The sequence below is a fragment of the Shewanella sp. MR-4 genome (genome assembly GCF_000014685.1).
In the GTDB taxonomy this organism is placed as follows: domain Bacteria; phylum Pseudomonadota; class Gammaproteobacteria; order Enterobacterales; family Shewanellaceae; genus Shewanella.
Map to the genome: position 1 here is coordinate 3,667,916 of NC_008321.1, position 14,983 is coordinate 3,682,898.

Genomic DNA, 14,983 nt, shown 5'->3' on the forward strand with positions numbered 1-14,983 from the left:
AGTTTCTAAAGACTAAGCCGAGGCAGTTAACCGACTGGGATTGATAACCTCGATCGCAGTCAAATAATCAATCAAGGCTCGCACCTGCGAGGCTAAATCCCCTTTACTGGTATCAATCGTTAATTCCGCCGAGAGTGGCGCCTCGTAGGGTGATGAAATCCCCGTAAAGTTGCTGATCTCGCCGCGGCGAGCCTTAACATACAAGCCCTTAGGATCACGCTGTTCACATATGCTGAGTGGCGTCGACACATGCACTTCAATAAACTGCCCTGTCGGGAAACGCGCACGTATGCTATCGCGCTCCTCACGGGTCGGCGAAATAAAGGCCGATAACACCACCAAGCCCGCATCCACCATGAGTTTTGCTACTTCGCCCACGCGGCGTAAGTTTTCATCCCTATCGGCAACGCTAAAGCCCAGATCCTTACATAAACCGTGGCGAACATTGTCACCATCGAGCAGATAAGTGTGAAAGCCCGCCTCAAACAGTGCACGCTCAAGCGCCCCTGCCAAAGTCGACTTACCCGCACCAGACAGCCCTGTAAACCAGAGTAATACCGGATTTTGTCCCTTAAGTTTGGCTCTGGCCGCTTGGTCAACGCTATGTTGGTGCCACACAATATTGCTCATAAACACTCCTCAAACCTTAGGTTGAGTAACAACCTAAGATAAAAAAATCATTAAAACGGAAAGATAACTGGCACCATAAAAATCACGATTAGCGAATACAGCAGGGATAAGGGTAGCCCTAAGCGCACAAAGTCACTGAAACGATAGTTCCCCGCATTAAACACCATCAAGTTGGTTTGATAACCATAGGGCGAAATAAAACTGGCGCTGGCACCAAACACCACGGCCATGATAAACGGCCGAGGATCGACGCCATAATTCAGCGCTACCGCATAGGCAATCGGAAAGGCTAAGGCCGCTGCGGCATTATTGGTCACGAGTTCTGTCAGCAGCAGTGTGACTAAATAAACGCCCACAAAGGCACCAAATACCCCGTAGCCATTGATGGCACCAAGCAATCCCTGGGCTAAACCATCGGCAAGACCTGTGCTCATCATCAGGTTTGCCAGTCCCAAAGCACTGCCCACAATCACGACTAACTCGAGCGGAAAGCGGCGCTTAAGTTCAGATAAGGTCACGGCGCCAATGGCAAAATAGCTGAGTAATAACAGCACCAGTCCTTTGGCTAAGGGTAAAATCCCCGCCAGACTCAGGCCAATCGTCAACACAAATCCGGCTAACACGATACGACTACGCTTAGTGTCTAACCGCACATTCAAATCGAGTCCGCTCACCGCCGCAAATTCGGTACCGAGTTTTGGATTAGCACTAAACCCATCCCCCGGCGTCAACAGCAACACATCACCCGGCTGTAATACGATATCGCCCAAGCCGCCCTTTAGCGGATGGTGGCCACGGCGAATCGCCATCACCGCCGCATCAAACTGCTCGCGAAAGCGGGATTCTTTTAAGGTGCTGCCCACCAGACTCGACGAAGGCGCTAACACAGCTTCGACCAGATTTTGCCCCTTGGCTTGATGTTTTCCAAACCAATCGAGACCATCGAATTGATGTAACAATTCCACCGACTCCACAGCGCCACTGAAACGCAGCACATCGTCCGCCTGTAGCACTAACTGGGGCGGGACAGGGCAAATACAAATGCCGCTTCGCTCAAGCTCAACTAAATAGAGTTTTTTCAGGGCTCTTAATTTGTTATCCACCACGCTGCGACCGACTAAAGACGAGCCTTTGGCCACGTGAGCTTCTAGCAGATAGGGCAACGCTTCCTCAGTCGATTCATCCCGCCTGTCGGGCAAGGTATTGGCCAGCACAATCAGCAGCACTATGCCTAAGAGCACAATCAGCATGGCCACTGGGGTGAACTCAAAGAATCCCAGCGCTGGCAAGCCAGCGTTTTCGACAAACGAGTTGACAATGAGGTTTGTGGAAGTGCCAATTAAGGTCAGCGTACCGCCCAAAATCGCCGCATAGTTGAGCGGCAGTAACAACTTAGCCGGAGCGTGAGCCTGATTACGGCGCACCACTCCAATCAAAGATGCGACGACCGCGGTGTTATTGGTAAAAGAGGACAGCAGCGCCGTTGAAAATCCCAGTTTTGCCATCGTCACCGCAAGCGAGCTGTTACCAATCACTTGGCTTAACTTGCCCAGCAGTGAGGTTTTCTCCAGCGCCGTCGCCGCCAGTACCAATAACACCAGTGTGACTAAACCTGTGTTGGTAAAGCTAGTGAGCGCCGTGTCGAGTGATACCATTCCTAGGAGGTAACAGAGTAAAAAAGCAAATAAAAACAACACAGCGGGATTAATGCGGCCGGCGATTAAGCCAGCCACTAATCCAAACAACACAATAGCTAATAGCCACAAGTCACTCACGTATTAGGCTCCAAGCTTTGAAATATCAATCGCTTGCCAATGCGGAAAATGCTTACGCACCAGTGCATTAAACTCGATTTCAAAGGCACTAAATTGTGAAGATACTTGCTTGTTCACATGCTGACCCGATACCACCATCACCGCCGCCACAGTGGCATTGGATAAACGGTCAATCAGGATCATACCGCCGGTATCACGCACCAGAGAATAGGCATCGAAGACGATATCTTCGGTCAGCTCTAAGGTTACACGGGCGATGGCATTGAGCCCTAAAGTGTCGGCGCTGCTGCGCGCAAGCGTATTCACATCAACCACATAGTCGATGGCCGTAACAGAGGCTTGGGTCTTCTTACCCGCGACTTTAATGTCGTATAACTGGCCGAGTTGTAATGGCTTTTCATCCATCCACACTAGGTCAGCCACGATTTGGTTGGCAACCTGTGGCGCACTCTCAGGCAGAGCCAGTAAGTCACCACGGGAAATATCGATTTCATCTTCTAAGGTGATAGTCACGGCTTGCCCAGCCGTCGCTTCGGCGAGATCGCCATCGAAGGTCACGATACGTTCAACCTTGCTACGCTTACCCGAAGGTAGCGCAACCACCTCGTCCCCCACCTTGATGACGCCAGAGGCTAAAGTACCGGCAAAACCCCGAAAATCCAGATTTGGACGCGACACATATTGCACAGGGAAGCGCACGGGTAAGGCACTCAGTTCACGTTGAGTATCAATGGTTTCGAGTAGCTCCAGCAGAGTACCGCCCTGATACCAAGGCGTATGCAGGCTCGGCTCAACCACGTTATCGCCATTGAGCGCAGATAAGGGCACAAAGTGGATATCTAAGTCGCCAAAGTCTTTCACGAACTCACTGAAATCATTACGGATACGATTGAACACTTGCTCATCGAACCCGAGTAAATCCATTTTATTGACCGCGACCACAAAGTGGCGAATACCCAGCAAAGAGGCAATAAAGGCATGACGCTTAGTTTGAGTCTGCACGCCGTAACGCGCATCCACTAAGATCACTGCTAAATCACAGGTTGAGGCGCCAGTCGCCATATTGCGGGTGTACTGCTCATGGCCTGGGGTGTCGGCGATAATAAACTTACGCTTGTCGCTTGAAAAATAACGATAAGCTACATCGATAGTAATGCCCTGCTCGCGCTCGGCTTGCAGACCATCTACCAGCAAAGCCAAGTCGATGGCTTCACCCGTTGTGCCCATCTTAGCGCTATCATTTTTTAAGCTGGCGAGTTGGTCTTCATAAATCTGCGCGCTGTCATGCAGTAAACGGCCAATCAGGGTGCTCTTGCCATCGTCTACGCTGCCGCAGGTTAAAAAGCGCAACAAACCTTTATGTTGTTGCTGGGCTAGATATTCTTTAACCCCGTGCTGGCTAATTTCTGCCGCCATACGATTGGTTTTATTGACCGCTTTATCCATCTTTATCTCACTCTTATCTTGCTCAACTGTTCGTGAAGTCGCTGTTACTTGATTGCTCTAAAAGCCTTCATCGGGACATCCACGAAATCGGTTTAATTTGTCTCTCAACCTGCGCTAGAAATGCTTTGGTTTAGAAATAACCTTGGCGTTTCTTCTGCTCCATCGATGCACTCTGATCCGAGTCAATCAACCGCCCTTGGCGTTCGCTCGAGCGAGTTAACAGCATTTCTTCGATGATTTTTTCGAGATTATCCGCCTGTGAATGCATCGCCGCCGTCAATGGATAACAACCTAAGGTTCTAAAACGCACCACCTCATGCTTGATGGTTTCGCCTTCTTCGAGTTTCATGCGCTCATCGTCAGCCATAATTAACTGACCGCCACGCTCAACCACAGGGCGCTCGGCGGCAAAATACAGCGGCACTAACTCAATGTTTTCTTGGTAGATATATTGCCAAATATCGAGTTCGGTCCAGTTAGATAAAGGGAAGACACGAATACTTTCGCCCTTATTCACTGCGCCGTTATAGGTGCGCCACAGTTCTGGGCGTTGATTCTTAGGATCCCATCTGTGGTGGCGATCGCGGAACGAATACACCCGCTCCTTCGCGCGGGACTTTTCCTCATCGCGGCGCGCACCACCAAATGCGGCATCGAAACCATATTGGTTTAAGGCTTGTTTTAAGCCTTGGGTTTTCATGATGTCAGTGTGCTTGGCACTGCCATGGTCGAAGGGGTTAATCCCTTGGGCAACGCCTTCTGGGTTGGTGTGGGTTAATAATTCAAAGCCAAACTTTTTCGCCTGCGCATCACGAAAGGCGATCATCTCTTTGAATTTCCAGCCCGTATCCACGTGCAGCAAAGGGAATGGGATCTTGCCGGGATAAAAAGCTTTGCGCGCAAGGTGTAACATCACCGAAGAATCTTTTCCGATGGAATACAACATTACTGGATTGTCGAATTCGGCAGCGACTTCACGAATGATTTGAATGCTTTCGGCTTCCAGTTGTTGTAAGTGGCTTAATTCACGCCCGGCCATACTCTTCTCCGTTTACCTAAAATGGGCTGCGACAGGCAGCTGGATTTAACTTAACTATTTCTAAAAAATGATCTGATTTAACTAAATTTTTGCAACAATCTTGGCGGCATCTGCGGTATCGAGCGCTGACTCGCCTTCACCCTTAGGTTGGAACCAATTTAAACTGTCAGCCAGCGCAACCACTTCGCCAATAATCATCAGTGCGGGCATTTGCAGTTGCGGATCGGCTGCGAGCTGTTCGAGTGAATCTAATTGACCAATAAAACGCTGCTGCGACTGAGTGGTCGCCTTAGAGACAATCGCCACTGGGGTTTGTGGGCTACGGCCAGCATCGATTAATCCTTGACGAATAATGCCTGCATTTAAAATCCCCATATACACAACTAAGGTATTGTTTGGGTTAGCGTAACCCTGCCAGTCCATCGGGCGGCTTTCGAGCTGACAATGGCCAGTGATAAAGGTCACTCCTTGGGCATAATCCCTGTGAGTTAATGGAATACCCGCATAGGCCGAGGTGCCACTGGCGGCGGTAATGCCAGGAACCACTTCAAATTCGACGCCCGCTTCGACTAAGGTTTGTAACTCTTCACCACCGCGACCAAAGATAAACGGATCGCCGCCCTTGAGGCGTACCACGCTTTTACGGGTATAGGCTTTCGTCACCAGTAACTGATTAATTTCATCTTGTGCAGCACTATGCTTACCGGCACGTTTGCCGACGGCAATCTTCTCTGCATCCTTAGGGATCAAATCGAGGATATCTTGGCTGACGAGCGCATCGTATAGCACAGCGTCGGCGGACTTGAGAATGCGCCAGGCTTTGAGGGTTAAGAGTTCAACGTCTCCGGGGCCTGCGCCAACAAGCCATACTTTGCCCTTCGCCCTTTGGCCCGGTAAAGATAAAATTTCCATCACATTCCCCGATATGAGATCAATGTGTAGCAATATAGCCCTAGTTATATTCCTTAATAAATATAAAATCATTAATTGTTATATCAAAAAGAAATAACAAAAGTGCTTCGAATTAAGCCTGTTAACTATAAGTGAGGGTAACCAAAACGCCAATGGCCGAAAAATCGCTTAAGTAAATGAAATAATTAAATAAAATATGATTTCATGCCGAATATATCGGCAATCAAAACTTGCGTCACCTCACATAACCGCACTATGTTATTGCTAAAAATTCTACTCAAGCGTCTCTTTAGCACATAAAAATGGGCGCAAGCTCGCGCCAGTTGCGTCACTCTCTGGCAGGATTTCTCACAATAGATCCACAAACTAATGTTAAGCTGGGCAAACAACGAGAAAGCGTAAGGCAAACAGACACATCAAGGAGGGCCGATGTCCCGATTTAATAAAGGTATCGCATTAATTGGACTGTTAACTTGTACAGGGCTTCAGGCGGAAGAATCCCTTGTTGAAGGACGCGTGCAGGACGAACTTGCCACCTCAGAACGCCCCTTCGTGATCACGCCACATAAAGTGAATTACATTTTACCCGCCACCTACAATCCCGATCCCAACATGGCCCCCTTTGCTCAAGATGCGGCGGAGAACAACTACACACTGGACGAGATGGAAGCTAAGTTCCAGATAAGCTTTAAGTTTCCTATTTGGTACAACGTCTTTGGCGACAATGGCCACCTGTTTTTTGCCTACACGAACCAATCCTATTGGCAGCTGTATAACAAGGATATTTCTTCTCCCTTCCGTGAGACTAACCACGAACCCGAAATCTTTATGCTGTTTAACAATGATTGGAAAATCGGCAGCGTGACTAACTCTTTCTGGGGCTTTGGCGCTGTGCATCAATCCAATGGAAAGTCAGGGCTATTATCCCGAAGCTGGAACCGTATCTACGGCACCATGATCTTCGATGCTGGCCCATTGGCCTTCTCAACCAAGGTGTGGTGGCGTATTCCTGAGGACGAAAAAACCGATATCCATCAACCCCGTGGTGACGATAACCCCGATATCGATGAATACATAGGCAAAGCCGAGTTTGTGGGAGTGTATGGCATTGATGATCATAGGTTCACCCTCACCCTAAAAACCAACTTTAAAGATATTGATCGAGGCTCAGCAGAATTTACGTGGAGCTACCCAATCATCGGCAATTTACGCCTTTATACTCAATACTTTAATGGCTATGGCGAGAGTCTTATTGACTATAATTACCATAACCAACGCATCGGTATCGGCGTATCACTCAACGATATTCTCTAACGATTTAACCGTGACAGAGCACAAAAAACAGCCATAATTCTATGCTAACTTGCCAAAACTGCTGCTAAATTGCTCAAATGGACAGGAGCAAAAGGGACCGAATGATGATTTTTATTGCCAAAATAGGCATTTACATCGATAGTCGCACACCTTTTTAGCCGTAAAAGTAAAGTGGTCATGGAGGAGTATGAATTTTAGCTATCGCACTGTCGTTACTTTACTGAGCGTGATCATTTGCGCGAGCCTCATCAGGCTCGCGTTTTTCGCTATTCCTGAAAAAGCCCAACCCACGCTGACGACCAAAGATATTCGCCAAGATCTCTATATTCTGTTCGACCAAATTGAACAACACTCGGCATTTTACGCACTGGACCCACAGGCCAATGGGCAACAACTCAAACGACTGGCAGGATTAATCACAGAACAATATCAAGATGTTATCCCTAAAGAACGCTTTGCCGCCGAGCTCACAAAACTGCTTAATACCTTGAAAGATCCAGGAACACAGGTCGCGAAAGTCGAAAATAGCAGCGGTGAACTGCCCTTAACGCTCAGGCCTGTCAACGAGCAATGGCTCGCCTTGGACAGCAAAAATAACCCCATCAGCGCCGATTTCCCCTTTATTACCCATATTGATGGTATCCCCTTAAGCAAGTGGATTTCGGCCAGCCAAGCCTATTTATCTGAGCCTGCGAAAAACAGCCAAGAGATGCAGCTAATTTGGCTCAAGCGACTCAATTTACTGCGGGAGGACTTAGGCTTAAGCATCAAGCCCCATGTGCTTATCAGCTTGATTAATGATGATTTGCAGACCACGCAAGTGACTATCGCCCTGCCGCAACCGTCAAAAACCATAGTCAAACCGATTGAAGTTGAGACTGAGCTGAGTCTTGAAAGCCTCATCACCCAACTCGATAATTTGGCCCCAACGGCGCCAATCAAGCCTGATTATTTACTGGAACAGGTTAATCCAACCACGGCTAAGCTCAAGATTGATGATCTCTACGCCTTTGAACTCGATAAAAATCAGCAGGATGCGCTTCGACAGGGAATGCAGCAGCCGTTACTGATTGTCGATTTGAGGCAAGCCAAGGGATTTAGCCCTAAGTTATTGACCATGTTGTCGCGTTATCAAGATATGCCGCCCAAAAACCAGCAATATCATTCGGCGCTAGAGCAAATCATGGGCTTTGCCCATTATCGCCGCTCCCCCGAACTTAGGAATGATTATTTAAGGCCCCTCAATTTTAGGCCGCTCGAAGCATTGGAACTCAGTTCGCCACGGCTGAATGTATTAACTCGGCGCTTGCCCAGCATAGATGAGAGCCGATTCAGCCCTTGGTTTGTCCGCACTAAACCCGAAGTGCTCGCCGAAGGTAGTAATCGCCTTGCACTACTCGTCAGCCCTTTGTGTAAACAAGAGTGCGAGTGGATAGCCTACCGAACAAAAGCCTGGTCTAGAGTCAATTTGATTGGTGAGAAGACCTCGGGGGATTTTGCCAGACAGTATCAACTTACCTTACCTAACAGTGATTTAGATGTTCGTTTTAGTAGCTCACTCACCTATGACGCCGTAGGCGAGCTGCTTTCAGGAAAAGGCACTGAGCCGGATATTTGGCTGCCACAGAACAACGATATTGAATGGCAAGGGCTAGTCAGTTTAGTGCGCACCGCTAAACCTAAACCCACAGATACGCCCCTTGGCTCTCAACCTAAGTTAGCCCAAGCCAATTAACAAAAAAGCCAGCAATAAGCTGGCTTTTCGATTAATGCACGATTGGCATAAAGCTTACTTCTTCTCGCTCGCCTTTGAGTTCATCACTGAACCAAACACTAAGCCCTGTTTATTCACATCGAAGCTCATTTGGACGCGCATATTGTAATCTTTCAGCGCTTGCAGCTCTTCAGGAATCGGCTCGCCAGTCAGTTCTAATAGCGTTAACACTGGGGTAAACATCTTACCGTAATCAGCCGACATGCTGTAAAGCCCATTGGCCGATGGCTTTTCGCCAGCCAATTTATTCGCTAACGCTAAGCCTTTATCGCCAGAGTAAACCACTAAATGTTGTCCCTTAATGGCCAGCATCGGCTTGATGTTCATCTCAGGCGGCAACATTAACAGTGGTGATAAATCGGTAGGCTCGCCATTATCAGCAACTTGCAGTTCAGCCAGCATAGGAGCAAAAGGTTTCACCATGTTGAACAGCATTGATGGGTTATCGGCCGTTAAGCTCACTAAGGCATCTAAGCCTTCAAGCTTAGGCTCTTGGTCTTGAGAACTCATCTTATAATCGAGCAATGACAGGCTCACACCTTTAACGCCGTTCGCCATGCCAGTAAACATACCCAGCATCGCAGGGCTTTGTTGGCTTAATTCGGCCTGTAACTCGGCAAGCGGCGCACAGGTTAACTGTGGCTTTTGCAGATCGTCCCAAATCGCCGTCAGTGAAGGCGCAACTTCATTAACGTCAATCCCCAGTCCCATCGAGAAGATAGTGCTGTTAATGTCAGCTAAGTGGGTTGGAATGTAGCCACGCATTTTTTGCAGCGCAGTTAGGATTGCTTGGTTTTTACTTTCAACCACAAAAGAAGCCTCCATATGGCTTTCTTTTTCGGTCGATGTAAATGCGGTTAAGCCACCCACAGTGCGCGGCCAGTTGGCAGCAATGGCGGTTAGCTCAGTTTTGCACTCAGGAGTACGGATTTCCGCTAACGGATCTTCACCATGGTTTTCTTCAGCCATGAATTGAGTAAGCTGTTTAGCTAACATATTGCCATCGGGAGACGTAATCGCTTTAACAATCTCAACGTGGTTGATAAAGCTGATGCTATCTTCCATAAAACCATGGGTTTTAATGATATCTTGCAACATGCCAGAAGCGGCTAAGGATTGAGTCGGTTTCTTTAATCCAAAGGCCATTTCTAAGATTTCTGGCTCAATCGTTGTACCAGATAAGGTCACAGTTAAGATGCCATCTTTATGGGCAAATAACAGGTCAACCTTCTCAGTAGAACCTTCTTCAGCGAGTGAATAAGCGCGATAATCAACGCCCGCTAAGGTGCGCTTTTCATGGGTGAAGCCGCTGTCTTTCTCGGCTTTATCCAATACAGTCCAAAACGCATCGACTTGATCCACATTGATTTTAAGGACAGGGATCACACCTAAAGTATAGAAAAAAGGCTCGACTTCATTTGGCAAACCAAAGGTCTTAAGCAATTGGGTAGGATCTTTCATCCCATCCATATACTGCGTATAGATGCTGACAAAAAACTTGGCCATTGGGCTGTCTAAATCGCCTAACTCGGCCAACGAATCGGTTGAATATTGCTGGTAATTGCCAGAAATGGATTGCAGGTAGTTTTTCAGGGGGAAAGGTTTTAACTGGCCCGAAAACACTGGGGTATCGGCAGGAACATAATCTAGCAAAGGATTGGCCGAAGCACTCGAGCTACTTCCGTGTTGAGTGTACCAATAAGCACCTGCGCCCGCTGCAATAATTGCCGCAGCAATAACAATCTTCTTCATCTAAAACTCCATTTAATAACCGTCAAAGTGACAAAAATAATACCGAAAGCACTCGCCTTCGGTATTTAAATACTGATCTGTTGTCATTCCTTTTTACACGCGTCATGGCAAACCAACATCCGACACAAGCTAAGAATTAGCGCGGGGAATAGCCCATGGACTGAGTGTATTTGAAGGGGAAATACGTTCGATAATTTACCATTAATTAACTTCGGATGCGAATGAAGCTGCGCGATTAATAATAATCGCTTACCAAGCTAAATAGTTTTCACATTCAGTGTCTAATTCACATTTAATATAAAGCGCATGCCATATTCATAAGACAAGAACTCGCGACTTTATACAATCCTTACAATTTCGTACCTTTAATCGGCATTATGAACACGGTTAAGCGTTACTTCCCCTAACTGGCGCATTTGCTTACGGATCCAAGCGGAGCGCTGCTCAACATAAGGTGAAGGCGGCGAGACTTTGTATCGCCAAGGATTGGGTAATACCGCCGCTAATAATGACGCCTCATAACGGGTTAATTTGGCGGCACTCTTACCAAAATAATGTTTCGATGCGGCTTCGGCGCCATATATTCCGGGGCCAAACTCGACGATATTGAGATACACTTCGAGAATCCGCGACTTATCCCAAATCAATTCCATTAACAGAGTAAACCAGGCCTCAATTCCCTTGCGGATAAAGCTGCGGCTCGACCACATAAACAGGTTTTTTGCCGCTTGCTGACTTAAGGTACTCGCACCGCGAACCTTGTTGCCCTTTTGGTTGTATTCGATGGCCGAACTTATCGCGGCTAAATCAAAACCCGTGTGGCTGGCAAACTTTTGATCCTCTGCGGCAATCACGGCTAATTGTAATTCAGGAGAAATTTGCTCGAGTGAGCGCCATTGATGTCGCACCTCTGTCACCGCTGCGGGCGGGAATAATGCCCGTTCAATCCGCCAAGTCCACATCGGCGGATCAATAAATCTCAGTAGCACCACGCTTAAAATGGAGGCGAGTAATAAGCCCAAGATGAGTTTAACGAGCCAAGCGACTATGCGCTTAAGGCCGCGCGACTTGGGTCTGGGTGCTGGGCGATTGGATTTGTTCCCTTGAGGGCGATTGACATGATCGCGCATGGCATACAAAGGGGCGGTCATCCAGTTATCCTCATCAATAGTTCCACCAAAGGCGCCGTTTGCGGTGGCATTAGCCACACCGCATAAAATAGCACAGTGTAAGTTGATGATAATATTGTCATAAACAGCGCCAAAAACCGAGCTGAATTGATGAATTAGCGAAATAAACGATGTTAGCTATGTTGGCTCAACCTCGGCAGCTTTGACCACAGCTGACCGAGGTGAAATGGGCAGATTAACGAGGGCTAGCAAGTCAATCAAACTGCTTGATACTCGCGGCGGCGAGCAAGGTCTCTTGGAAGCTTTACTGTTTTCCGTCTCGTTATATCGTTACACAGCAAACTAAGCCCATAAATAACGATATTCAACAACTTAACTTGGCAAAATACCGACTAAGGCATATCTGCGCAGTAAACTCCCTCAAAACCATCTACGGGAACGTTGTAATATAGCTCAGAACATTCTAATGTGCATAACTCTGTGAGTAAAAATGTACAAAAAATTTATTACCGATAAAAAAGTCTAAACTAACTCTATGAAAATAAACTCTATCTGACTTTGATGACGCCAGAATGACACACAAAATACTTTAACGGCCAAACCGCTTTAAAATTGAGCAAAATACCATTTTGATGGCGTAAAATAAAAAATGCCACAGGGGATACTGTGGCATTTATCTATTAAATCAAATAGATGACTATATTTCGTAATGCAAACCGCATTCGCGTTTTAAGCCATTAAAGCGGGTTTCTTCTTCAGTCATCCCTAATTCTAAGGGTTTACTCGAATGGGTATCCCCAACAGAAACATACCCTTGATCCCATAGCGGATGGTAAGGCAAGTCAAATTGCGTCAGATACAAATGCACATCTTTGTTCGACCACTCGATAATCGGAAGCAGCTTAAAGCGAGTTCCGTGGATAGCCAATATCGGTAACTCTTCGCGAGTGCTCGACTGACTGCGACGAAGTCCCGCAAACCAAGTGCCGACTTCAAGTTCTGCCAAAGCACGTTGCATCGGCTCCACTTTATTCAGTCGATTGTAACGCTCGAGCCCATCTAAGCCCTGCTCCCACAGCTTGCCAAAACGCGCTTCCTGCCATGCCGAGGTCATCGGCGCTTGGTAAACCTTGAGGTTTAAGGATAAGCGCTCGGTAAGCTGGTCAATAAACTGGTATGTCTCAGGAAAGAGATACCCAGTATCCGTTAAGATCACCGGAATATCCGATTGCACCTGACTCACCATATGCAGCATCACCGCCGCCTGGATCCCAAAACTGGATGACAGCGCGTGATTACCCGGCAAATAGGCTAAGCCCCAGAGCACTCGTTCTTGAGCCGTCAATCCGGCCAAGAAGCGATTAATGCGTTCCAGTTCCGCTCGCTGCACATCCTTAGGCGCCGTCAGCAGCGCTTTAAGTTCGCTGTGACTTACCACGCTCTGCAACGCGTTCGGCAAGCCGGAACCCGTCACCCCAGAATCAAGATCAGCCATGGAAATCCTTAGCGGCATCGATAACCGCCTTCACTACGCCCGTGCGGACGGTGAAGTTACCAAAGGTTTCGCCTGCATTACGCTCAATCGCGTAGCGGGCAAATAATGCATCCAATTCAGCAAGGATCTCAGCCTCTTGGATATTCTCTCTGTACATCTTATTCAGGCGAGTGCCTTCGAAGTTCGCCCCAAGATACAGGTTGTAGCGACCCGGCGCTTTACCCACTAAGCCGATTTCAGCGGCAAATGGACGTGCGCAACCGTTTGGACAGCCCGTCATACGCACCACAATGGCTTGATCGCTAATACCATTTTTCGCCTGCAGCGCATCGATATGGTCGATAAACTCAGGGAAATAACGCTCAGCTTCCGCCATCGCCAATGGACAGGTTGGCAAGGCCACACAGGCAATCGAATGACCGCGAGTTTGGGTCAACACTTGGCCGAGTAAACCGTGTTTACGGGCAAGGCCTTCAATGGTCGCTTTATCCTCGGGAGCCACACCCGCAATAATCATATTCTGGTTTGAGGTCATGCGGAAATCGCCCTTGTGGATCTTCGCGATTTCACGCATACCGGTTTGCAAACTCTTACCGGGCACGTCTTTAATGCGGCCGCTTTCAATAAACAGGGTTAAATGCCACTTACCATCGACACCTTCGACCCAGCCGTAACGATCGCCGCGATCGCCAATCACCACATCGCGCTTGGGCTCAAACTTGACGCCAGCACGGGCTTCCACTTCGGCCTTAAACTTCTCATAACCATGGTCAACGATAGTGTACTTAAGACGCGAACGCTTACGGTTGGTACGATTACCCCAGTCACGCTGCACTGTCATCACAGCTTCGGCAAACTTCATCACATCTTCAGTTTTGATGAAACCAAAGTCATCGGCCAAGCGCGGGAAGGTTTCCACTTCACCGTGGGTCGAACCCATGCCGCCACCAGCGGTCAGGTTAAAACCGACTAATTCGCCATTTTCAGCCACCGCAATAAAGCCTAAATCGTTGGTGTAGACGTCAACATCGTTATCCGGCGGTACGGCAACGGCCATCTTAAACTTACGTGGCAAGTAGGTTTTGCCGTATACAGGTTCAACGGTTTCGTCTTCTGTGGTCAGTAACTTCTCTTCATCTAACCAAATCTCGGCGTAGGCACGAGTGTGGGGCAGCAGGTGATCAGACAGCTTTTTCGCGACTTCATAGGCCTGCGCATGCAGCTTAGATTCCACCGGATTCGGGTTACACATCACGTTACGGTTAACGTCACCACAGGCGGCGATAGAGTCGAGCGCCTCACGGTCCAAGCCTTGAATAATGGTCTTGAGATTACGCTTTGGAATGCCGTGGTATTGGAACGTCTGGCGCGTCGTTAAACGAATGCTGTTAGAGCTGGTGAGCGTCGAGGCAATTTCATCCACGCCTAACCATTGCTTAGGTGTACACACACCGCCTGGCACGCGGGCACGTAACATAAAGCTATACAAAGGCTCGAGTTTTTGCTCTTTACGCTCGTTACGTAAATCACGGTCATCCTGCTGATAGAAGCCGTGGAATTTGATCAATTGCTGATCGCCATCGCTAAAACTGCCCGTCACCGAGGAATCTAATCCCTCTTTGATGGTGCCACGCAGATAATCACTGTCGGTCTTTAGGTATTCGTTTAATGCTAACTTTTGCTCACTCATGGCAACTGCCTCTTAAAATTCGTTCG

At 48.0% G+C, this 14,983-nt stretch carries 11 protein-coding genes; 2 read left to right on the top strand and 9 right to left on the bottom strand.

The window, feature by feature from the left end:
- Positions 1-12: 12 nt before the first annotated feature.
- The 5 genes from cysC to cobA form a co-directional block, all read right to left on the bottom strand.
- A complete protein-coding gene (gene cysC / locus SHEWMR4_RS16095; protein ID WP_011623813.1) occupies positions 13-630 on the bottom strand; it encodes an adenylyl-sulfate kinase in 618 nt (205 codons plus the stop codon).
- Between the two features lie 50 nt (positions 631-680).
- Positions 681-2,405 (bottom strand): SLC13 family permease, encoded by a 1,725-nt coding sequence (locus SHEWMR4_RS16100; RefSeq protein WP_011623814.1) that lies wholly within the window; start codon positions 2,403-2,405, stop codon positions 681-683.
- A 3-nt stretch (positions 2,406-2,408) separates the two neighbouring features.
- Positions 2,409-3,851, bottom strand: coding sequence for a sulfate adenylyltransferase subunit CysN (gene cysN / locus SHEWMR4_RS16105; protein ID WP_011623815.1), 1,443 nt, complete (start codon positions 3,849-3,851; stop codon positions 2,409-2,411).
- 130 nt (positions 3,852-3,981) lie between these two features.
- On the bottom strand, positions 3,982-4,890 hold the full coding sequence (cysD, locus tag SHEWMR4_RS16110) for a sulfate adenylyltransferase subunit CysD (protein ID WP_011623816.1): 909 nt from the start codon (positions 4,888-4,890) through the stop codon (positions 3,982-3,984).
- Positions 4,891-4,971: 81 nt separating this feature from the next.
- Positions 4,972-5,802, bottom strand: a complete 831-nt coding sequence (gene cobA, locus SHEWMR4_RS16115; RefSeq protein WP_011623817.1) for a uroporphyrinogen-III C-methyltransferase — start codon at positions 5,800-5,802, stop codon at positions 4,972-4,974.
- A 429-nt stretch (positions 5,803-6,231) separates the two neighbouring features.
- On the opposite strand from cobA, the gene SHEWMR4_RS16120 reads away from it, so the two are divergent.
- Positions 6,232-7,116 (top strand): phospholipase A, encoded by an 885-nt coding sequence (locus SHEWMR4_RS16120; protein WP_011623818.1) that lies wholly within the window; start codon positions 6,232-6,234, stop codon positions 7,114-7,116.
- 187 nt (positions 7,117-7,303) lie between these two features.
- Complete coding sequence (locus SHEWMR4_RS16125; protein WP_011623819.1) at positions 7,304-8,851, top strand: S41 family peptidase; 1,548 nt, start codon at positions 7,304-7,306, stop codon at positions 8,849-8,851.
- A gap of 54 nt (positions 8,852-8,905) precedes the next feature.
- Here the strand turns inward: SHEWMR4_RS16125 and SHEWMR4_RS16130 are convergent, their stop codons facing one another.
- From SHEWMR4_RS16130 to cysI, 4 genes are all read right to left on the bottom strand, one after another.
- Positions 8,906-10,642, bottom strand: coding sequence for a hypothetical protein (locus SHEWMR4_RS16130; RefSeq protein WP_011623820.1), 1,737 nt, complete (start codon positions 10,640-10,642; stop codon positions 8,906-8,908).
- Positions 10,643-11,007: 365 nt separating this feature from the next.
- Positions 11,008-11,793, bottom strand: coding sequence for a monofunctional biosynthetic peptidoglycan transglycosylase (gene mtgA, locus SHEWMR4_RS16135; protein ID WP_011623821.1), 786 nt, complete (start codon positions 11,791-11,793; stop codon positions 11,008-11,010).
- A 676-nt stretch (positions 11,794-12,469) separates the two neighbouring features.
- Positions 12,470-13,267, bottom strand: coding sequence for a phosphoadenylyl-sulfate reductase (locus SHEWMR4_RS16140; RefSeq protein WP_011623822.1), 798 nt, complete (start codon positions 13,265-13,267; stop codon positions 12,470-12,472).
- Positions 13,260-14,957: an assimilatory sulfite reductase (NADPH) hemoprotein subunit gene (gene cysI, locus SHEWMR4_RS16145; protein ID WP_011623823.1), complete on the bottom strand. Its 1,698-nt coding sequence runs from the start codon at positions 14,955-14,957 to the stop codon at positions 13,260-13,262. Before cysI ends, SHEWMR4_RS16140 begins: the two co-directional genes overlap by 8 nt.
- Positions 14,958-14,983: the final 26 nt, after the last annotated feature.

What these genes read in the sequence shown, in the direction of transcription:
- cobA (WP_011623817.1), bottom strand. Translation starts at nt 5,802, where the DNA reads ATGGAAATTTTATCTTTACCGGGCCAAAGGGCGAAGGGCAAAGTATGG.
- cysI (WP_011623823.1), bottom strand. Translation starts at nt 14,957, where the DNA reads ATGAGTGAGCAAAAGTTAGCATTAAACGAATACCTAAAGACCGACAGT.
- SHEWMR4_RS16130 (WP_011623820.1), bottom strand. Translation starts at nt 10,642, where the DNA reads ATGAAGAAGATTGTTATTGCTGCGGCAATTATTGCAGCGGGCGCAGGT.
- SHEWMR4_RS16120 (WP_011623818.1), top strand. Translation starts at nt 6,232, where the DNA reads ATGTCCCGATTTAATAAAGGTATCGCATTAATTGGACTGTTAACTTGT.
- cysC (WP_011623813.1), bottom strand. Translation starts at nt 630, where the DNA reads ATGAGCAATATTGTGTGGCACCAACATAGCGTTGACCAAGCGGCCAGA.
- mtgA (WP_011623821.1), bottom strand. Translation starts at nt 11,793, where the DNA reads ATGACCGCCCCTTTGTATGCCATGCGCGATCATGTCAATCGCCCTCAA.
- cysD (WP_011623816.1), bottom strand. Translation starts at nt 4,890, where the DNA reads ATGGCCGGGCGTGAATTAAGCCACTTACAACAACTGGAAGCCGAAAGC.
- cysN (WP_011623815.1), bottom strand. Translation starts at nt 3,851, where the DNA reads ATGGATAAAGCGGTCAATAAAACCAATCGTATGGCGGCAGAAATTAGC.
- SHEWMR4_RS16140 (WP_011623822.1), bottom strand. Translation starts at nt 13,267, where the DNA reads ATGGCTGATCTTGATTCTGGGGTGACGGGTTCCGGCTTGCCGAACGCG.
- SHEWMR4_RS16125 (WP_011623819.1), top strand. Translation starts at nt 7,304, where the DNA reads ATGAATTTTAGCTATCGCACTGTCGTTACTTTACTGAGCGTGATCATT.